Source organism: Rhodopseudomonas palustris BisB18, assembly GCF_000013745.1.
In the GTDB taxonomy this organism is placed as follows: Bacteria; Pseudomonadota; Alphaproteobacteria; order Rhizobiales; family Xanthobacteraceae; genus Rhodopseudomonas_A; species Rhodopseudomonas_A palustris_F.
In genome coordinates this window covers 3,337,043-3,360,113 of record NC_007925.1, presented here as the reverse complement: position 1 = coordinate 3,360,113, position 23,071 = coordinate 3,337,043, and the positions used below count along the sequence as shown (strand labels likewise).

The 23,071-nt window shown below is 63.7% G+C and carries 4 protein-coding genes; all 4 read left to right on the top strand.

Going from position 1 to position 23,071, the window contains the following annotated elements:
• The first annotated feature begins 77 nt into the window (after positions 1-77).
• The 4 genes from RPC_RS15215 to RPC_RS15200 are packed head-to-tail and all read left to right on the top strand — an operon-like array spanning position 78 to position 22,969.
• Positions 78-12,575, top strand: a complete 12,498-nt coding sequence (locus tag RPC_RS15215) for a hybrid non-ribosomal peptide synthetase/type I polyketide synthase (protein ID WP_011473476.1) — start codon at positions 78-80, stop codon at positions 12,573-12,575.
• 17 nt (positions 12,576-12,592) lie between these two features.
• Positions 12,593-19,366, top strand: a complete 6,774-nt coding sequence (locus tag RPC_RS15210) for a beta-ketoacyl synthase N-terminal-like domain-containing protein (protein WP_011473475.1) — start codon at positions 12,593-12,595, stop codon at positions 19,364-19,366.
• On the top strand, positions 19,363-20,490 hold the full coding sequence (locus tag RPC_RS15205; RefSeq protein ID WP_011473474.1) for a thiazolinyl imide reductase: 1,128 nt from the start codon (positions 19,363-19,365) through the stop codon (positions 20,488-20,490). The genes RPC_RS15210 and RPC_RS15205 overlap by 4 nt, the downstream gene beginning before the upstream one ends.
• On the top strand, positions 20,480-22,969 hold the full coding sequence (locus RPC_RS15200; protein WP_011473473.1) for an alpha/beta fold hydrolase: 2,490 nt from the start codon (positions 20,480-20,482) through the stop codon (positions 22,967-22,969). Before RPC_RS15205 ends, RPC_RS15200 begins: the two co-directional genes overlap by 11 nt.
• Positions 22,970-23,071 lie beyond the last annotated feature (102 nt).

The following is a 23,071-nucleotide window of genomic DNA, read 5'->3' as shown; positions in this document are numbered from 1 at the left end:
AGTTGGAGTAAATGTAGTTACATCGCGCCGTCTTTTTAACTACGACCACGCATCGTGCAAAATTGTGGAATGTTGATATGTGTACCGACGCGGATCCGGGTCGTTCCAGCCGAGATACTCTGGTTTCCCGTCTGGAGAAGTATGCGCAGCTCGAGGGTGGCAGGCCGGCGTTGGATTTCGTCGACCGGTCCACGGGTACACGAACGCAATTGTCTTATGGTGAGCTCTCGCATCGGGTAAAGGCCGTTGCCGTAAACGTGCAGGATGCGCTAGTGCCTGGAGGCCGCGCGTTGCTGCTGTTGCCGTCGGGGCACGACTACGTCGTCGCGCTTCTTGCGTGCCTGTACGCCGGCGCTGTCGCGGTGCCCGTCAATTTGCCGGGGGCATCGCGGGTCGCCCGCGTGCTGGGGCGAGTCGAGCACATCTCACGCGATTGCGGTGCGACAGCAATTTTGACCACTCGCGCCATCGCCGACCAGTCGCGCGAAGCGTTGACGTCGTTCGTGGCGGCTCATCGGCTGCGCCTTATCCTCATCGACGATGCTAAATCCGGTCGCGCATGGTCCGGATATAGTCCGTCAGAAACCGACATTGCCTTCATTCAGTACACGTCGGGCTCGACCGCGGAGCCGAAGGGAGTGATCAACCGCCACGACACGCTGATCAGCAACGTGTCGTTTCTTCGTTGTTTGCTATGGCCGAAGGATGCGCCGGTCGTGGCGAGCTGGCTGCCGCTGTTCCACGACATGGGCCTCATCATGGGGGTTCTTGCGCCGCTCGCGCTTGGCGGCCGGGTCGTCTACATGGCGCCGGGAGCGTTCGTCAGCGATCCGTTGATGTGGCTGGAGTTGGCCGCCCGAGAGCGTGCAGCGGTGCTGCCATGTCCCGCGTTTGCGCTCGACGCTTGTGTCGAGCACTACGATGCCGATCGGCTCCGCGATCTGGATCTGAGCTGCGTCGAAAGCCTCGTTCCGGCTGCGGAACCGGTTCATCTGCGGCAGGTACGTGCGTTCTTCGATCTGTACAGCCGTCACGGCCTGCATTGGGGCGCGATACGTCCTTCTTACGGCCTCGCCGAGGCAACGTTGATCGCGTCCGGATCGAGTCACGACGGCGGGCCGGTCGCGGTCAGCGTCGATGCGGCATCGATCGCCCGCGGCACGGCGCTCGTCGTCACCGACGGTGCGCCGGACAGCCGCGTGTACCTTTCGAACGGTGCTGATTTCGGCGGGCAGGACCTGCGTATCGTCGATCCGGAAACGCGGCGGACAAAGCCGGCCGGGGACGTCGGTGAGATCTGGATTTCGGGGGCGGCGATAGCGGCGGGCTATTGGGGGCGTTCCGACGCTACAGAAGAGACATTCGCTGCGCATCTGTCGGATGACGGTGCGAGCGACGCCACGAATTATCTGCGCACAGGCGATCTCGGATTCCTGCACGGCGGTCATCTCTACATCACCGGACGTTCGAAGGATGTGATGATCTTCCGGGGACAATGCCACTATCCGAACGACATCGAAGCGAGCCTGGCAAATCTCCACGACGATATTATTGCGGGAGGGGCTGCTGCTTTCGCGATTCCGGGGGATCAAGGCGTCGAGCGGTTGGTGGTCGTCCAGGAGGTGCGCCGCCATAGCGATCTCGATGCGGCGGCACTCGAAGCGTCAATCCGCGAAACCATTGCGCGTGAACACGGACTTGCGGCGCACGACGTCGTCTTGATTCGCCGTGGTACGCTCAAACGGACGACGAGCGGTAAAGTTCGCCGGGCCGAAATGCGTCGCCTTTACATTTCCGGCGGCCTCACGATCGTTGGCAGCGATCGGCAGCCCGCTGGTCAGGACACGCGTTCTCCTTCGAGGGAGCAACGGCGTGACGCCGTTCGCGGCAAGGTTCTGGATTGTGTCAGGCGAGCACTCGGTCCGTCGAGCCCTCGTGTGATCGATCCCGCCAGAAGCCTGTTCGCACTCGGTCTCGACTCGCTCGCTGCGACACAGGCGGTCGCGGCTCTCGAAAGGGATCTGGGGCGTTCGTTGCCCGAAGGGGTGTTGTTTGATTACCCGACGGTGGATGCGCTCAGCGATTGGCTGGTATCCCGCGCCGAGGAGGCGCCTTGTTTGCCGCCCGACCAGCCGCTGTCACGTCGAGAGGCAGGCGAGCCGCTCGCGATCGTCGGTCTTTCTTGTTTGTTCCCCGCCGGGGCCAACGATATCGAGGATCCCGCCGAATTCTGGCGCTGGCTGATGACCGGCGGCGATGCCGTGCGGGGGCTCGCGGCCGACCGCTTCCGTCAGGATCTCGACATTCCGGGATACGGAGCGTGCCTTCGTCGCGTCGACGGCTTCGATGCCGCGTTCTTCGGTGTCGGGCCGCGCGAGGCGATGAACATGGACCCGCAGCAGCGCCTTTTGCTTGAAGCGACCTGGCATGCGCTAGAGGACGCCGGCTTCGTGCCGCAATCGCTGCGCGGCAGCGACACCGGCGTCTTCGTCGGCGTTGGCACTGGTGACTATGGGCATTTGCCGTTCGTCACGCGCGATCCCGCCCACCTCGATCCGTACTACGGCACAGGAAACGCATTCGCCGCCGTTGCGGGGCGGATTTCCTACGTGTTCGACTGGTCGGGGCCGAGCATCGCCGTCGATACCGCATGTTCCGCGTCGCATGCCGCGGTTCATCTCGCCTGCCAGTCGCTTCGTACCGGCGAGAGCTCGCTTGCCGTCGCCGCTGGCGTCAAGCTTCAAATCCTTCCGGAGATCGATCTGGTGCTGGCGCGCGCTGGCATGCTGGCCGCTGACGGACGGTGCAAGACTTTCGACGCAGCCGCCGACGGTTATGTGCGGGGTGAGGGTGCCGGCGTCGTCGTGATCAAACGTCTGGCGGACGCGCTCCGCGACGGCGATCCAATTCGCGCGGTCATTCGCGAAAGCGTTCTGAGCCAGGACGGCGCGAGCGCCAGCCTCTCCGCTCCCAATTCCGAGGCGCAGCGGCGAATGCTCTCCAAGGCGCTGGCCCGAGCGGAATGGACGCCAGCCGATGTCGACTATGTCGAACTCCACGGCACTGGGACGCGACTTGGTGACCCCATTGAGTTCGAGGCTCTGGCATCGGTGTTCTTCGGTCGGGACGCGACCGACCCACTTTATCTCGGCTCGGTGAAGACCAATATCGGGCATCTTGAGGCGGCCGCAGGAATCGCCGGGCTCATCAAGGTGGTACTCGCTTTGCAGGAGGGGCGAATTCCTCCTAACCTGCATTACAATCGACCGAATCCGGCAATTGACCTTGCGCGCATACCCGCCGTGATACCGACGGCGCCGATCGATTGGCCGCTGCGGGGAGATCGGCGCCGCGCGGGCGTCACGTCGTTTGGGTTCGCCGGCACGATCGGCCATATTCTGCTCGAGCAAGCTCCGTTGCGGGAGGCTCCCGCATGCTGTCGTTCCGATCGGGTGTCGCTGTTACTACTCTCAGCGAGAAGCACAGGTTCGTTGGAGGAACTACGTCGACGATACCTGGAATGTCTTCGCGATTTGGACGGTCCCTTGTCGGCGTTCGTCAATGCTGCAGCTCGCCAGCGCCAGCATTTTCTGGACCATCGGTTGATTGCGATCGGTGCTGATGCAAAAGGCCTGGCGGGTGCCTTGGTCGCCGCAAATCCCGTGCAACAACAGCGCCCGGCACGTATTTGCTTTCTGTTCACAGGGCAAGGTGCGCAGCATGCCGGGATGGGCCGGGCGCTCTACGACGCCGAGCCGGCCTTCCGTCGCGCAATCGATCGTGTCGATGCGGCGATGTCTCCGTTCCTCGGCGGATCGATCCGCGATCTGATGTTCGCCGCGGATGCTCTGGAACTCCACGAGACACGTTATACCCAGCCGGCGATGTTTGCTTTCGGCTACGCATTGGCGCAGCTCTGGCGCGGCTGGGGCGTCGAGCCGGACACGATCATCGGGCACTCCATCGGCGAAGTTGCGGCCCTCGTGCATGCCGGTTCGCTGACTCTCGACGCCGCCGCATCCTTCATCGTGCGGCGTGCCGGGTTGATGCAGTCCTTAAAGCAGCGTGGCGGCATGATGGCTGTTAGGCTAAGTGCCGCAAACGTATCGGAGCGGATTGCCGACACATCGATCTCGATCGCAGCGATCAATGGTCGAGAAGACGTCGTCGTTGCAGGCCCGGACGCGGACATTGATCGACTATCGGCGGAATTCTCCGCTCAGGGCATCAGTGCGCGGCGGCTGAAGGTCTCGCACGCTTTTCATTCGGCACTGATGGATCCGCTTCTCGAGGAACTGGAGGCTGTGGCCGAGAATTGTGAGGCTCGCGCGCCCCGCGTGCGCTTCATTTCGACCCTGTCGGGGGATTTGCTGTCGGGCGCGCCCGATCCTGCCTACTGGCGCCGTCACGCGAGAGAGCCGGTCCGTTTCGCATCGGCGCTGGGTGTCGCGATCGCCAATGGCTGCGACTGCTTCATCGAGATCGGCCCGCGCCCCCTTCTGGTCTCGCTTGCTGGACGCGAGGCTCATGAGTCCGGTCTTGCGGACGGGCTGTTCCTCGCCAGCGCGAGGGAGGGAGAATCCCATCCGAACAGTCTGATGGAGTGCCTCGGAGCTTTGTATCTGCGCGGCGTAGACTTCAATCTGGAGGCGGCGTTTCGGGGACCTGCAGCATTGCCAGCGGCGCTCCCGTCGTATCCGTTCGATCGTCGCTCATACTGGCTCGAATATCGTGATCAGCACGAGGGACCGTCCCCTCAGTTGCCTCAGATGCGCAAGCAGGACGAGTCGGCCGAACTTTCATTGAGCCGCCTAACATGGACCGAAGCCGTCCTCCCTCAGAACGATCCGGCGCCCGCGCCGCGACTGTATCTCATCGAGGGGGGGGGTGCCGCAGGGCGAGCAGTCGCCGAGAGCTGCGCTGAAGTGGGGGTGATCGCATCCGATGCCGAAGCGCTGCCCGCTGCAGCCTCGGGCGATTCGATCCTGGTTTGGCTCGGTGCGCTCGCCGCGCACGAGGCCCCGCAGCCGGACGCGCTATGGCGGTACATTGCATATTGCCAGGCGCTGTACCGAGCCCGCCTGACGGCACGTATCGTGGTGGTTACCAGAGGAGGCCAGCGAGACGGTACTGCCGCGCCCGCACAGGCAGCTTTCTGGGGAGCGACCCGGGCGCTTGCGATCGAGTGCCCCGATCTGCAGTTTCTCCTCGTCGACGTCAACGCGGCAGACGATCCGGCCCGCGTTCTCGCGACGATTGCGCCTCGTCTGAGCGACATCATTCCGCAGGAGGACATGCTGGCGTGGGATGGGGCACAATGGCTCTCCCCGAGGCTGGAAGCGGTGCCGGCGTTCGAAGCCCAACCGGGCCCGGTCGGTACGGACGGTACCTACCTGATCTGCGGCGGCCTTGGGGCGCTGGGTGGACATGTGCTGGATTGGCTGGTCGCCTGCGGCGTACGTGACATCATCGTTACAGGTCGCGGCGAACCGGGATCCCGGGCGCGGTCGACATTCCAGCGCTACGGTCAGGCGGGAGTTGATATCCGATACGTCCGCGCCGACGTCGCGAACGAGACGGACATGCGCAATCTGTTTCGAGAGATCGACGAGTCGGCGCGCGCGCTACGTGGTGTCTTCCACTGTGCGGGTATCGGCCGCTTCGATACCATCGATGCGATCGATGAGGCCGCGTTCCGTGAGGCCACGCAAGCGAAGGCGGATGGCAGTTGGATCCTGCACTGTCTCACATGCGATCGGAGCGACGTCGAGCACTTCGTCGTCTTCACGTCGATCGCGGGGATCTGGGGGTCGCGCTTCCAAATCCACTATGGCGCCGCCAACGCCTACCAGGACGCGCTGGCCCGGTTGCGGCGAGCGCGCGGATTGCCGGCCCTTGCGATCGCCTGGGGAGCATGGGGCGGCGGTGCCGGGCTGTCGGAGGTGGACGACAGCCTTCTACAATATCTGCATCGTGCGGGGATATCGCGCTTCGAGCCGCAACGCGCCATCACCACATTGGCCGGCCTGATAGCGACCCCCGGCAATTGGATCGCTGCGGAGGTCGATTGGCGCAGATTCGCTCCGCTCTACCGGACGTTCGGCCGCAGTGATCTTCTCGCACGGCTTGCGCCGGCGACGGAGGCGACGGCGAGCCGTAGCGAGGATTGCCCGGATTGGACGCGCTTGTCCGCCGCAGACCGGCGTTGCGTGTTGGAGAGCTTCGTCCGCACGACCATCGCCACGGTGCTGCGGATCGACGCCGGGGAGATGCACGACGACGTCGAACTCATCAAGCATGGACTCGATTCGATTCTGGTGATGGATTTCGCCCGCGCGTGTCGGCAGAAACTCGGTGTCGACTGTGCGCTTCGCGCGATCTTCGAATCCGCGACGCCGGGCGGCCTAGTCGATTATCTCGAAGGGCTCGCCGCCTCGTGTGAGCGAACGCACGAGGAGGCGACCGTCGATCAGATCGTTCCCGATCTCGCGAGTCGGCACGAACCGTTTCCGTTGACGGATTTGCAGTACGCCTATTGGGCAGGACGTGATCCGCAGTTCACGCTCGGCAACGTCTCTTGTCATGCCTATCTGGAATCCGAAATCGTCGGCGCGTTCGATCTCGCGCGCCTGGAGGCCGCGTGGAATCTCCTGATCGCCCGCCACGACGCGTTGCGGCTCGTCATCGACGATCATGGCATGCAGCGGATCCTCGCCGAAGTACCGCGGTATCAATTCAGGTTGGTCGACCTCACCACGGCTGACGCGGCCGTCGTCGACGACCATCTTTCGGCCTGGCGGGAGGAGATGTCGCACCAGGTCCTCGATTCCACCTCGTGGCCGATGTTCGATCTCCGGGCGTCGAAACTGCTGGACGGACGAACCCGTCTCCACTTCAGCATCGACATGCTGATCAACGACGTCGCCAGCAGCCAGACCCTATGGAGCGAGCTCGGGCGCGTGTACCGCGCCGGATCGATCGAAGCGGCAGGTCTCGAGCCGTTCACCATCTCGTTCCGCGACTACGTCGTCGCCAAGGCGAATCCATCGCCGTCGCGGCAGGCGATCCGTCAGCGGGATTGGGCCTACTGGATGGAACGGCTGCCATTGCTGCCGCCGCCGCCGCAACTGCCTCTCGCGGTGAATCCGGAACAGGTCGCCCGTCCGCGATTCGTCCGTCACGCGGCGCGTTGCGATCAGGCCCAATGGTCGGAATTGCGTCGGCGGGCACGGTCGTTCGGGGTCACGCCCGCGACCCTGCTGATCGGCGTGTTCGGGGAAGTACTGGCCGCTTGGAGCGATCAGCTTGATTTCACCCTCAACCTCACGATCTTCGATCGTCTGCAGAACCATCCGGATGTTCCGCGTCTCGTCGGAGACTTCACGTGCGTCACGCTGCTTGCGGTAGATTGCCGAGAACCGATGCCGCTCGCCGCGCGTCTGCAGACGATCCAGAAGCGGATGCTCGAGGATCTCGAACATCGAAGCGTCAGTGCCGTCGAGGTTCTGCGCGAGAAGAATCGCGGGAACGATCGCTTGGTCGGAGCGCCGGTGGTATTCACCAGCCAACTCGGGATGCACGATCCCACGAAGGGAACCTCCGACGGTGATCCGCTCGGACAGGTCGTCTACGGGATAACCCAAACTCCGCAGGTATGGCTCGACTACCAGGCGGCCGAGCTCGACGACGGACTGCTGTTGAATTGGGACGTGGTCGAAGGGCTGTTCCCCGAGGGCGTGATCGAAGCGATGTTCAAGGCCAATGCGGACCTGCTCGCCGCGCTGGCTACTGCCGACGACGCCTGGACCCGCGCGGCGGGGGCCCTGCTGCCGCAGTCGCAGCGCGAGGTCCGCCGACACGTCAATGCGACGAAGAGCGAGCTGCCTCTCGATACGCTCGACAATCTGTTCTTCGAGACCGCGGCACGCGAGCCCGACCGCATCGCGGTGATTGCCGGTGATACGATGGTCAGCTATGGCGAGCTTGCGAGCTGGAGCCGACGGCTGGCAACACGACTGCGAGCCGAAGGCATCAGGCCGGGCGACCGTGTGGCGGTCGTGATAAGCAAGGGGCCGGAACAGGCCGCTGCATGCCTCGCGATCCTCTCACAAGGCGGCGTCTACGTCCCGCTCGATCCGGCTATGCCGACCGCCCGGATGGCCAAGGTCGTCGCGGGCAGCGGCATCGGCATCGTACTCGTTCAACAGTATCGGGATGATTGCGTCGCTGAACTTGGCGTTCGTGTTCTCGTCGCCGACCTCGTCGAATGTCGAGGATGCGAAGAAACCGAAGCGGCGCCGGGCCGATCGCTGAATGACGAGGCCTATGTGATCTACACCTCGGGCTCCACGGGAACCCCGAAAGGCGTGGTCATCGATCACCGTGGCGCGGCCAATACTGTTCTCGACGTCAACCGTCGCTTTGGTGTCGGCCCCGACGATCGGGTGTTCGGGTTCTCAGCGCTCGGGTTCGATCTGTCGGTGTACGATCTGTTCGGAACGTTCGCCGCCGGAGCGACCCTCGTGCTTCCGGAGGCCGACGGCACTCACGATCCGCGCCATTGGTCCGATCTGGTGCAACGTTACGGCGTCAGCGTATGGAATTCCGTTCCGGCGGTCTTCGACCTGTTGCTCGACGAAACGAACGCCGATCTCGCGAGCTTGCGACTGGTGCTGCTGTCGGGCGATTGGATTCCGCTGAAATTGCCGACCAGGCTCCGCGACCGTGTCCAAACCGCAAGGTTGATCGCGCTCGGTGGCGCGACGGAAGCATCGATCTGGTCGAACTGGTTCGAGGTTCGCCGCGTCGAGCCGCACTGGCGTTCGATACCATACGGATTCCCGCTCTCCAACCAGTCGTATCGCGTGCTCGATCCTGCACTGCGCGATCGTCCTGACTGGGTGGTAGGAGACCTTTACATCGGTGGTGTCGGCGTCGCGCTGGGCTATGACGGCGATGCCGAGCGTACCGCTGACGCCTTCATTGTTCATCCCGATGGCGAACGCCTCTATCGCACCGGAGATCTGGCCCGCTACTGGCCCGACGGCACGATCGAATTTCTCGGTCGCAGAGACGGCCAGGTGAAGATTGCCGGGCACCGCATCGAACTCGGCGAGATCGAGAGCGCACTCACTTCGCACCACGAAGTGTTGGACGCGGTCGTCGATGTGGTGGGAGCCGCTGAAGGATCTCGACGGCTCGTGGCGTGGGTCTCGCTGGGGGACGACGGCGACGATCTGCAGACCACTGTGGTCGCGGAAGCGGCCACCGTCGAGCGGAACGGCAAGGATCTCGGCCGCGCATTCGCGACGTCGTGGGAAGCCTCGCCTTGGGGTAACGACGAACTCGCCGACTTCTGGGGATGGCAGGAGCTCATTGCGCGGCAATGCGTGCGCGATCTCCTCGCGTCCCAAAGCGCGTTCGGGAACAGCGATCGGCCGTATACGCTTCCAGGCCTGGAGCGAAGCTTGGGGTTGACCGAGAAATACCGGGCCCTGCTGCCACGCTGGCTTTCGCTGCTCGAGACGTCTGGTGAGTTGCGCCGGAACGGGGGCGACTGGTTCGGGCAGCTCGCCGGGTCGGACTGGGACCTGATCGCTCTGCAGGCCGGCCGGTTCGGCGTGCCACCGGCGGTCATCGCGCGTCTGCGCGACAGCGCAGACCGGCGCCATGCGGTGTTGCGCGGGGAGGAGAGCGCGCTCGCGGTGTTCTATGATGAAGGTTCGGGACTCAGCCCCGAACAGCTTGCCAAGCTCCATCCCTGTGCAACTCGGATCTACGCGGATGTCGGCTGCCAGCTCGCGCGTATCGCCGCCGAATCCGATCGACCGCTGCGGATTCTGGAGCTCGGGGCGCGGGCAGGGGAAGCGACGCGGGAATGGCTCGCCGCCGCCGCCGCTGCGCCGATCGAGGTGACGATCACCGACCCGTCCTCGCTGCTGCTCGACGACGCTCGCGCACGCCAACCGGATGCCGCCGCTTCGATCTGGCGCGTGTTCGATCCCGATCGAAGTCCGACGGCCCAGGGATTCGTCGAACACGAGTTCGACGTCATCGTCGCATTCAATGCACTCCATCGCAGCGACGACGTCAATCGCGTACTGAGCAATTGCCGGCGGCTGTTGCGGCCGGCCGGCTTGCTGATCGGTGTCGAACTGACCATCAACAGCCCACTCCTCGATGTGACCGTGGCTCTCATTGAGAGTGGATTCGATCAATTGCAGGATCTGCGCCGTGGCCGCGGAGCTCCTCTTCTGAGTGGCGAGGAGTGGCGTGGCTGCCTGCAGGCGGCGGGTTTCGCCGATGTCGCCGCAGTGACGCCTGCGGCAGATGCCGGGCTGTACGTTCTCGCCGCGCGTAACAGCGACCGGGTCAAGGTATTTGAGCCGGACAAGGCGGTCGCGTTCTTGGAGCGACATCTTCCGGCGTACATGGTCCCCCGTCAGATCGTCCGCCTGGATGGCATGCCGTTGTCGCCGAACGGGAAGGTGGATCGCAAACGGTTGCCGCGACCCGATCAGACCGGACAGATGCCGAAGCACGGCCAAACGGAGGCGCCAAGGACATCCACGGAATGCAAGCTCGCGGAGATCTGGTCCGAACTACTCGGAACAAAAGCGGTCGGCAGAGACAGCAGTTTCTTCGAGGGCGGTGGCGATAGCCTCATCGCTGTACGTATGGTGGAGCGTGTCCGCTCGCGTCTGGGACGCAGGTTGGCCCTGCGTGACGTATTCGCGGCCCCGGTTTTGTATCAGCTCGCCGAACGCCTGGATGGCGATGCCGACGTCGCGGACGTCGTGAGCAGGAAACGCCTGGCGTCGGATATCGCCGCGCGCCACGATCCCTTCCCCTTGACCGACGTGCAGCAGGCCTACTGGATCGGACGACAGGGGTTGTTCCCGCTCGGGGGCGTTTCGACTCACCTTTACGTCGAGATCGACGTAAAGAAGCTGCCGCTCGGGCGCCTCGAGAAAGCGTGGAACCGGCTGGTGAGGCGGCATGATATGTTGCGTGCCGTGATCGATGAACGGGGGATGCAGCGCGTCCTGCAACACACGCCGGTCTATCACTTCCTCGGAGCCGATCTCAGCGACGCCGATCAGTGCGAGATACAGAACTGGCTTGAGCGTCAACGCGCGGATATGAGCCATCGCGTGTACGACGCATCGGTGTGGCCGCTGTTCGAAATTCGTGCGGCGCGCCTGTCGGAAAGCGTACGTCTGCTGATCAGCATCGACAATCTCGTTTGCGACGGCAGGAGCATGGTTCTGCTGCTGCACGAATGGGCGATGTTGGCACGCGATCCGGACCGCGACCTCGCGCCGCTCGAAATCGGCTTCCGCGATGTGGTCTTGCATCTGGTGAGCGAACAGGACGGCGCGCAGGCCCGGCGGGCTCTCGACTATTGGATCGATCGGATCGGCTCGCTTCCGTCGAGTCCGAATTTGCCGTTGATCGGCGATCCCGCTGCGTTGACCCCACCGCGGTTTCGTCGCCTCGAAGCCGTGCTCGATGCCCCGATGTGGCAGGCGCTCAGATCGCGCACGGTCGCGGCCGGGCTGACGCCCAACGCCGTTCTCCTCACGGCCTACGGAATGTCGCTTCGAGCCGGCGGCGGGGGCGATCGCTTCACTCTCAACCTGACGCTGTTCCAGCGACCGGAGCTTCATCCGCAGATCGACGATATCGTCGGCGACTTCACCTCGCTGCTTCTCGTCGCGTTCGAGGAACGGTCCGGCGACACCTTCACCGAGCAAGCACGGCGGCTGCAAGAGCGTCTCTGGATCGATCTGGATCATGCGGACGTGTCGGCCGTGCGCGTCATTCGTGAAGCCGCGCGGCGAGGGGGTAATATACAAGCGCTGGCAGCCCCGGTCGTTTTCACCAGCGGCATCGGAGTGGACGGGGCGGCTTCGGGCCTCGGGGGCGCTGCGCTCGGGGAACTCACATGGGGGATCACCCAGACGCCGCAAGTGTGGATCGATCATCAGGTGGTCGAACGCGACGGTCGACTGGTGTTCAATTGGGACTACGTCGACGGCCTGTTTGCGCAGCCGTGGATCGAGGCCGTGTTCGGCGGGTATCGAGACCTGCTCGTTGACTTGGCGCAGCAGGCCGAGGCGTGGGAGATCCCGACCTCCCGCCTCGTACCCGGTCTCGACACGACGTTGGTCGGCCACGCTACGCGAGCGCACGGACCGCAGATCGGGCAACCGGCCGCAAAGGCTGTCGTGATATCCGTTGGTGCCGGCCGCGATATGGAAGGCTGCGTATCCGAGGCCTTTGCGCGCGAGCTCTCGCGTGACGACATCGATCCGGCGCGTAACGTCTTCGAGCTTGGTGTATCCTCATTGGTTTTGATCCGCATTCATCAGCGGCTTCGTCGCGATCTCGGCTGCGATTTTCCGGTCGTGACCATGTTCGAGCACCCGACGATATGCGGACTGGCGCGCTATCTCTCAGGCGCAGCGGCCTCGGCTGAGCGCCATCAGGTCGATGAGCGCCTTGCTGCGCGGCAGAGAAACGCCAAGCGGCGTCGGCCCTCCATGCATGATGGCTCCGCGTCGATCTATTGATCAGAGAACGGTTAAAGATGAAAGACGACGTGAGTTATCGTGAGGTCTATGCCGACACGCAGCCGATTGCGATCATCGGAGCGGGCTGTCGTTTCGCCGGCGCGCGGAATCCATTCTCCTTCTGGCGTCGCATCGTCGATGGAGAGGAGTTCACCCGGCGCGTCACGGAGGAGGATCTCCGACAGGCCGGTTTCGATCCGGGATTGCTCGACCATCCGGGATTTGTGCCGATTGCCAGCGTCGTGGAAGACGTCGAACACTTCGATGCAGAATGGTTCGGCTACTCGCCCGCCGAGGCAGCGACGATCGATCCGCAGCAACGCGTGTTCCTAACTTGCGCTTGGGAGGCGCTGGACATGGCCGGCCTCGCATCTGCAGCGCGCGGCAGCCGTGTCGGCGTCTTCGGCAGCGCGCGGATGAGCACGTACAGGCTGCCGAAGGCGGGCGACGTGCTGGAGATCATGACGCCACGAGTGTTTCAGCGCTTGATCGGCAACGACAAAGACTATCTGGCGAGCCGCGTTGCCTACAAGCTCGGATTGAGCGGGCCTGCCGTCACGATTCAATCGGCGTGCTCCAGTTCGCTGGTGGCGATCCATACGGCCTGCGAGCAATTGCGGAGCGGTGAGTGCGACCTCGCGCTCGCAGGCGGTGCCGCGCTGACCTTTCCCATGGCCGCCGGCTACATGCATCACTCCGGCATGATTTTCTCACCCGACGGTCATTGCCGTCCGTTCGACGCCGATGCCGGCGGCACCTTCATGGGGAACGGCGTCGGTGTCCTGCTGCTCAAGCCTTTGCTCAGAGCCCTCGAGGACGGTGACGCGGTCATCGCCGTGATCCGCGGCTCGGCCGTCAACAACGATGGCGACGGCAAGGCAGGCTATACGGCGCCATCGTTGCGCGGCCAGCAGTCCGTGATCGAGGAAGCAATGGCGCTCGCCGGAGTAACGGCGCAGGAAGTCGGTCTGGTGGAAGCCCACGGCACCGCGACTCCGCTCGGGGATCCGTTGGAGGTGGAAGCGTTGGCACGGGCGTTCGATGCCGGCTCGTCGGCCTCTCGATCCTGTGCTCTAGGTTCGATCAAAGCCAATACCGGGCATTTGGATACGGCCGCCGGAGTGGCGAGCTTGTTGAAGGCGGCCTTCGCCGTACGATATGGTCTGATCCCGCCTTGTCTGCATTTCCAAACTCCGAACCCCGCCTTGCGGATCGACGAGACGCCGTTCTACGTCCCGCAAGCACTGATCCCATGGGAAGCGGAGCGTCGGATTGCCGGTGTCAGTTCGTTCGGTATTGGCGGGACGAATTGCCATGTCGTCGTGGAGCGGCTGCCGCCCGGATTGCAGCCTGCCTCCCGTCAAGAAGGCCTAACCGCCATCCTCGTCGTGTCCGGACGCGACGAGGAGACGCTGCGCCAGACGGCCGCCATGCACGCCGATACTTTGCTCGACCATCCCCCTGAGGAAGGTCTGCTGAACTACTGCGCGACCGTTGCCCATCATCGCACGATGATGCCGTATCGTCTGGCCGTCGCCGGTGACAGTGTCACGGCTCTGGTTGGGCGTTTGCACGAAGTGTCGAGACACGGGAGCCTCGCCTCCGAGCTGATGACGGGGGGCCACAATGGATGTGTGGTGTGGGCGGCGAAGGGGACGGAAGAACTGGGGGGTCGTCTCGGTGATACCATCCCCAAGCTCGACGACGTCATACCGCGTCCGCGCCATCGTGCGCTGGCACCGTCCGCGACGCTGCTCGGTGAACGTCATGTCGAAGAGGATGGTGAAGACTCTCGGCGATCCGGTGGTGCGGCCGACGTTTGGCGTACAGCCGTCGATTCTCTGGCCGCCGCCGCCGTCCGAACGACCGACGATCACGACTGGTCCAGCCTTTCGGAAGAGGCGGCCACCGTACGCGAGTTGCACGCGGTTCACGCCGGGCAGGCAGTCGTTGATCTCGCGCTGTTTCCCGACGCAAAGACATATCTGACGATCGATGAGGTGCTCCAACGCGGGCGAGTCAAACCGGTCTATCGTCAACTGCTTCAGCGGCTGTTGCGGGATCTCTCGGATGAGGGTGTCCTGGCTCGGGACGGCGAGCGCTATGGTCGGCTCCGGCTTCGTGCTGCGGGCGCGACTGACGGGCTGCTTGCTAAGATGCGCGTGCACGGCTACGGCCGTCTCGCCGATCTTGTGATGCGGGCCGGCGGGCATCTCGCCGCCATGTTGCGCGGCGAAGTCGACCCAGTCTCCGTCGTATTCCCATCGGGAGCGATGGATGACGTCGAGGAGATGTACGAACGGCAACGCGATTCCGTCTATCTCAACGGCATCGCCGCCGAAGCCGTGGCTGCGGTGGTGGCTGCAATGCCACGAGACGCCGAAATCCGCGTCCTCGAGATCGGCGCGGGGACGGGGGGCACGACGGGCGCGCTCCTGCCCACGCTGCCGCGATCTCGCTGCGACTACCTGTTCACGGATATAGGGCCGCTGTTTCTTCGACGTGCGGAGAAGAAGTTCGCGGCTTATCCGTTCATTCGCTACGGAACGTTCGATTTCGAAAGAAGCCATACGGAGCAGGGGCTGGCCGAGGCGCAATTCCATCTCATCGTGGCTGCAAACGTCATTCACAATGCGCGAGACCTCCGCGCATCGCTCGGCCGCGCACGAAGACTCCTGGCTCCGGGAGGCATCCTGCTGTTGCGCGAAATCACCGAGCCCAAGCCGCTGTTCGACTTCGTATTCGGTCCGTTGACCCCAGAAGTATCCGACATCGAGGAGCGCGGCGGTGAATTTTTCCCGGCGATCGATCGCTGGACCGAAGCCCTGAGCGATGCCGGCTTCGTCGGCTGGACTTCGGCTCCCGGCGTGGAGCAGATCACGGCCCGCATCGGCGAGAGGATCATCCTTGCGCGAAACTCCGGCGACCTGAAATTTGCGACGCGGCGTGCCCCAGCATGCGGCACGACCGCACCGATGGACGTGGCCGGACTGTTGCAGCGTCTTGTGGAGCGACACGGCTGCTGCCACTGGCGCCTCGAGGACGTATCCTGCGCACCTGCGACCGGCGCTGAGAATGAGCAATGGCGTGATTCCGGACAGGAGCTCGCACTGTTGGGGGGGGCTTCCGGCAGAGTGCTGCTGAGCGGCCGACGTGGTACGAAGACTGTGGCGATGCTGCCGCGCCTGGATCGCACCCGCGCCCGGAGGCTCGACGGCGAGCCGCGGCGGGTGCTCTCCGAAATGCTCGGCGTTCTTGGTCCGAACTGCGCATTTCATGCGAGTTCGATCGAATGCACCAGTGTACCGAAGGAGGGGGCGCACTGGCTGATGCAACATAAGTCCGATGCCGGCGTGGATCTGACCTTGTTCGACGATGCCGGCTGGCCGCTCATTCGGTTGGAGCAGGCGCATCCTGTCTCCGAAGCGGATGCGGCATCTCCTTCGCTGTATCGTTGGACGTGGCGCGCCGAGGACGGCGAAAGCGCTTGGCAAGAGATCTCCTGGGACGCGGAGCGCATTGTGCTGCTGTCCGAGGACGGATCGAATCTCAGCGAGCTACTCGGCGTCGCGCCGGTACGGGATTTCGCCTCGGTGCCGTCCAATGCGCCGGCGGGCGCGCATATCGTCGTCGATCTGACAGGCGGATCGACCCGGCCCATCGCACAGCTCTATGCCGACGTAGCGGCAATCCTGGACATCGCTGCTCGCACGCATGGGCGAGTGACGGTGATGACGTCGGGAGCGGCCGCTGTCGCTGCTTGGGACGCAGTCCGTCACCCAGAAATGGCGGGTATTCCGGCTTTGCTCCGTGTCGCGGGGCGTGAGCGGCGCGACCTTGTCCTGCGCTGGATAGACGTTGATGAACCGGCCGACCGCGATGGCCGATGGAAGCGCTGGTTTGGCGGCGACGCTGCCGAGGACGCCATTGCCGTGCGCCATGGCCAGATCTTCGTTCCGCGTTTGACTAGGCTTGCGACGGCGAGGTCACTCGCGACCATCAACCAAGATGGTATTTATCTCATCACCGGTGGGTTGTCGCCGCTCGCACTGTCCACGGCCGACTGGCTCGTTGCGCAAGGCTGTCGGGAGATTTGGCTGGTGGCACGTCGCCGACCAGCGGCGAACGAAGCAGATCGCGTCGAGGCCCTCCGAGCGGCCGGAGCCAACGTTCGGCTTTCATGCGATGTCGATGTGGCTGATCTGACGGCGTTGGAAACCCTATTGAAGTCCATTCAGCAAGACGCTCTCCCGCTTGCCGGCATCTTTCATCTCGCCGGAGTTCTGCAGGACGGTTCCATTGCGACCCTCGGCCCAAGCCATTTTGCCCAAGCTATCGCTCCCAAATGGGTAGGGGCGTGTACCTTGCTGTCGTGGATGCCGCGGCTGAAGCCGGATTTCCTGCTCTTGTATTCATCGGCGGCGACGATCTTCGGCCCGCCGGGGCAGGCAGCTCACGCGGTTGCCAATGCGATGCTCGAAGGCCTTGCGCGGCAGGCCAGCGCAAGAGGCCTGCCGGTCAAGGCGCTGTCCTGGGGATTCTGGGAGGAGGAACGCAGCGATCGCGCCGAACTGACCAAGAGTCTGCACGGACAGGGCATGCTCGGCTTGGCACCGAACGAAGCGTTCCGGCTCATTCACGCGGCCCTGGCCGATGCGGCAGCGGTTGTCGCGCCGATGCACATCGATTGGGAACGCATCGCGGATCAGCTTGGGGAGTCGTCGCCACGCATCCTCGAAGACTGCGTTCGTCCGACCGGGAGCGCGCCGCTGAGGCCCGCATCTCGCAACGTCCGTTCGAAGCTCCGTGAAATCGTCGCCTTGCTTCTCAAAGCCGAACCGATGACGTTGGATGTTGACGCCAATCTGGTGCAGCTTGGCCTCGATTCACTGATGTTTCTCGAACTCAGCCATACGCTGAAGGTTGAATTCGGCGTCGATGTGTCGGCCGAAGTCGCAATTGAATGCAACACTCTGTCCAAGCTTTCCGATTGTCTCCAGTCGCAGCTGGCGGAAACTGCGGTGTCGGATGTCGACGAGGTGCAGGCGATTCTTCGTCGCGAACTAGCAGTGCTTCTTCGCCGGCCCGAGGACCAACTCGATCCGACATGCAACTTGGTCCAGAGCGGTCTTGACTCGCTGATGTTCCTCGAGTTTAGCCAGCGCGTTTCGAAGACGCTCGGCGTCACCGTTTCGGCCGAGACCGCGCTACAGTACGACACGCTGGCCAAACTCGCCGCGGCTGTCGTCGAGCAACGATCGGGACGTCGCAAGACAGCGAGTCCCGTTCGTGCGGCTCTGGACGAGCTCGCTGCAGCCGAGCCACATCTGTTGCTGACCAACGGCGACTTGTGTCCATCGTCGGCGCCGGCTTCGGCCCATGCCTCGCTCTCGCCATTGCAACGAGCCTGGTGGCTCGGTCGTAGAGACGGACGGATTCTGGGGGGGATCGCGCGCCATCTTTACGTCGAATACGACAAGACTCCGACGGTCTTCGACATAGACGCCTTCGAGGTGGCCTGGAACAGTCTCATCGTCCGTCATGCCGGGTTGAGAACGACGATCGATGCCGACGGCAATGCCCGCGTGTTCGAGGAGACGCGCGCTTATGCGATTGTTCGCGAAGATCTCCGCGGCCTCGACGTATTGCAGCGCGACCTCCGTTTGGCGGATATTCGCGAGCGGATGAGTGGGCAACGTCTCGATCTTTCGGCTTGGCCGCATTTCGAGTTGCGGGCGTCGCTGCTCGACGACAGCCGCCTCCGTCTTCACCTCGACATCGATACCACTTGTGTCGATATCGAGAGCTTTCAAGTGATCCTGCACGAGCTCGGCGCCCTCATTCGTGAGCCAGAGCGACAACTTCCGTCACTGAGCTTCTCGCCGTCCGACTATCGGCGAGGAATGGAGTTGATCGGCACGACGAGTGTTCATGCCGACAACGAGGCCGATGCGCTGCGGCGTGCGGCGAGGTTAGCCGGTGCGCCCGATCTTCCATTGGCCTTGAATCCAGCGGAGCTCACGACGATTCGTTTCCAGATCCGTCGTGAAAGTCTGACGAGAGTCGATTGGCTCGCACTGAAAGGCGAGGCGCGCCACCGAGGAATCTCGCCCACGGCACTTCTGCTGTCTATCTACGCTGCGGCACTGTCCGCCTGGTGCGGCGATTGCTCGCGGTTCGCACTGCAGCTCGCTTATTCCGACCGCAGGTCGCTTCACGCGCAAGTCATGAATATCGTCTGCGACGCGAGCGCGATCCTGCCGATCGATTTCGACCTGCGCGAGAATGCGAGCTTTGCCGAAATGGCACGCACAACGCAGGCCAAGATCGACGCGCACCTCGCGCACGAAACGTACGACGGCGTTTCGATGCTCGCTGAGACGAACCATGGCCGGCGGTTTCCGGATACGCCGTCTCTCGGGTTGCCGATCGTGTTCACCAGCCTGTTCGGTGTTCGCAGCGCCTACGCTTTGCCCGAGACCGCCGATCCGGTCCTCGGCATGCCGAACTACGAATACGCGGCGCAGCCCCAGGTCGCGCTCAATTTTCAGGCGCTCGAAGAGGAACACAGCATGCTGTTCAATCTAGACTGGGTCGACGGGCTGTTTCCCGATCTGATGGGGGAGGCGCTCATCCTCGCGCTGTCCAGCCTGCTTCAATCGTTGGCTGCGAATCCCGGCACGTTTGATCTTCCTCTGTCGAAGCTCGCCTCCGCCGATCCCGAGATCGGCGTCGTCCGGACCCAGGCACCGTTCAGTTTGGCCGCTTGGCTACAGCGGGATGTCCGATGAGAAACTGTCCGATCAGGGTCGTCGTCTGCGGCACGCGCTTCGGGGAGCATTATCTCGCAGCCTTGGCGCAGGCCAGGGACAGCTATCAACTCGTCGGCATTCTGGCACGTGGGAGCGAGCGCTCGCGTGCCCTTGCCGCTCACTTCGACGTGCCGTTGTATGGCCGCCCGTCCGATATTCCCGATGGCGTCGCTGATGTGGCATGCGTGGTTGTTCGAACCACAATCTTCGGCGGTGACGGTTCGCGCATCGCCGGGGAACTGCTTTCGCGGGGCATCCATGTGCTGCAGGAACACCCGGTCTATCCGGGTGAAGTCACGCAACTGAAGGCGAAGGCGCGCGAGGCGAACGTTCGTTATCATGTCAATACGTTCTATCCGCACCTGCCTGCCGGCGATCTGTTCACCGACTATGCGCACCAGGCCGGGACGGCGCGGCGGCCGAGCTTTATCGAGCTGACGACCAGTCGCCAGTTGCTGTATTCGAGTCTCGACCTTCTCGGCCGTGCGCTCGGTGATCTGGCGGATTTCAGGCTCGACGGTCCGCTCGTGCATCGCGGCGCGCAGCCGCCTTTCCATGCGTTTCAGGGGAGCATTCGCGACGTCCCCTTCAGCCTGCTATTGCAGTCATATCTTGATCCCGCCGATCCAGATCACCATTCCCTGGTCATGCACCGGATCGCCGTCGGGTGGCCGGAGGGGACCGTCAATCTTCTGAACAGCTTCGGCCCCGTGGTTTGGACGCATGCGCTGTATGCGCCGCAATATCAACGCGATGATCTCGGTTCGTCCTACCTGTTGTCGCGTTGGAGCCAGGCCGATTGTAGGTACTTCACTCAGCCGACGGCACAGCTGTTCGGTGATCGGTTCGGCCCGCCTGTCGTGAGTGTGGTCGATGATCAGTTTCCAGGCGCGATACGGCGCGCGCTGGATGAACTTCGGCGTGCGATCGACGATCCACTCGACGCGCCGTGGCAAGCGGATTCCTATCTCGCAAACCTTGGGCAATGCTGGCTGCATCTCATGCGTGCGGCCGGCGCGCCGGCCAGTCGGTCGATGCCGCCGCCGCCGCCGCCGTTTCCAGATCCCGTTCGCTACGCTGCGGAGATCGCCAATGGACGATGAGGTCGTACGGCAAACCAATCGGCGAGCCTATGGTCGTCTGGATCGCGCGCTGAAGCTGGCCGGGCTGGGGCAGCACGCGCAGTTCCTCAATTGGGGTTACGCCCCGGTTGCCGGCTTCGCAAACGAGGCCGATGGCCCCGCACCGGACGCCGGTCCCAATGCGATGCAGGAGCGTCTGGTCGCTGAACTGATCGGTCGTGCGTCGCTCGACCAGAAACGCCTGCTCGACGTGGGATGCGGACGTGGCGGCTCGCTCGTGTTCATGCAACGCCACTATCGTCCGCTCGCATTGTCCGGCATCGATCTCAGCGCCGCCAACGTCGAGCGGGCGCGTCAGGCGCTCGGTGGTGCGCCGACGGGTACGGCACGAATACGCCTTCAGGTCGCCGATGCTTGCGCACTGCCGCAAACGGACGCGTCGCAGGACATCGTCTTCAACCTGGAATCGTCTGGCGCCTATCCTGACCTGGTGAGCTTCTTCGAGCACGTCCGCCGAGTTCTGGTGGAGGACGGGCTGTTCCTCTACGGCGATGTCTGGCCGGCTACGCTGATTACACCGTTGCGGCACGTGCTCGATGGGCTGGGATTTTCGGCCGAGATCGTTCGCGACGTCACGCCACAGGTCCTCGCGGCACGCGGTCTGGCGTCGGCGGGAATTCTCGGCCGCCTCTCGCAGGCCGATCCGGACCTGTGTGCCGACACCGAAAGCTATTTTGCTCTGCCGGGCTCCGCGATCTGGGAAAGTCTCGAGCGAGGCGATCTTCGCTACATTCTAGGTCGATGGCGTCGGACATCACGTCCGCGGTCACCGCGGCCGGATGGTGAACGGAGCCTTTGCAGCCGATCGGAACGGCTGCAGGCTCTGCTCCAGCAAGGAGCCGATCGAACGGAGTCCAAGAAGCGCTGGTTTCCGTTCGGATCTCCGGGTGCCGATGCCGCCATCAACGTTCTGGCATTCCCTTATGCGGTCGGTGGGGCATCGGCGTTTCGCGGTTGGCTGCATGTGGTCCCGAAGGATTGGGCGTTCTGTCCCGTGCAACTGCCCGGACGCGAGCAGCGGCTCGCTGAGCCGGCATTCCGTACCGTCGAGACTGCCGTGGAGGCGCTTCTTCCCCTCGTGCTTCCCTTTGCTTCGCGGCCGCTGGCTCTGGTCGGATGGAGCCTCGGATGCAAGCTGGCCTTCGAGTTCGCCCGCCGGTGGGAGGAGAGGACCGGCCAGCCGCCGCGGCTGCTGTTGCTCGGTGCATGCCCGAGCCCGCGCGTGTCGCGGTCGAACTGGCAGTTCCTGGAAGGTGAGAACTGGGCCGCACGACTCCGCGCGCTCGGCGGCACGCCTGAGGCGGTGCTGGCGAGCAGCGAGATGCTGGGAACGCTCGAAGGCGCGCTGCATGGCGATTTCGAAATGGCCGCGCGTTACCGGTGCGAAGCGACCATCCGCGCTCCGATTTTCGCTGTCGCTGCCGAAGACGACAAGCTGGTCTCCGTGGACGAGGTATCCGCATGGCGCCATTGCACGAGCGGCGGATTCTCGATGGAGCAGCGTCCGGGCGGACATTTCCTCGTCCGGGAAAGCGGCCGACAGATTCCGGAGCTCATGGTCGAGAAACTGTCAGGGTTGCTCGGCGCAGGCAGCATCGGACACTCCGGCGAGCGTTCCGTCTGCTCGTCATCCAACGCGTGGTTTCCATGCAATCGTTTGCCGTTGCCAGACGCTACGAGGTTGATCTGCTTTCATCATGCCGGAGGAAATGCGCAATCTTACCGGGATTGGACTTCGCATCCGGCTCTCGGGAAATTCGCTGTATGCCCCGTCGAGCTGCCGGGGCGCGGCACGCGGTACGGCGAAGCGGCGGCGCGCGATCTGACCGGACTGATCGACGCCTGCTGGCCACATTTTCGCGACGTCATCGGCACTGAACAGCCGGTCGTTCTGTTCGGCCACAGCCTCGGTGCGCTCGTCGCCTACGAGGTCGCTCGGCGCATGCAGGCGGACGATCGGCCGCCTGCAGCGTTGATCGCCTCGGCGCGGCGTGCGCCGACATCGGTCTCGCCGGAGCCATGGCGTCACATGTTGCAGGACGGGGAGCTGGTCGACGAACTCCAACGTCTCGGCGGAACCGCTGCCGAGATCCTCAGGCACCGTGAATTGCTCGATCTTGTCCTGCCAACCATTCGATCTGACTTCGCTCTGACAGAAACTTATCTTCATCCGCCGGGATCGAAGCTCTCGTGTCCGGTGATTGCGATACGCGGTACGGCCGACCACGAGGTCTCGGCCGGCGATCTGGATCGTTGGCAAGAGGTGTCGAGCGCGCGTTTCGAACGCTGGACGTTCGACGGCGACCACTTCTATCTCAACGACGCCACGATACGCGATCGACTGCTCGATCGACTTGTATCTCGTGTGGCGAGTTTGATGTCGCACGAGCCGTTACCGCGCGCGGCCGCCCTCGGTGGCGCTGTACAACGCGGCCCGTAAACTGCCGACGAGGGAGCTGCTCTGGTGATGCAAAGCGCGGACATGTCTTTGGAGCGAGCCCACGTCGGTTCAAGGCCGCGCCAATATCAACATCGATCAGCG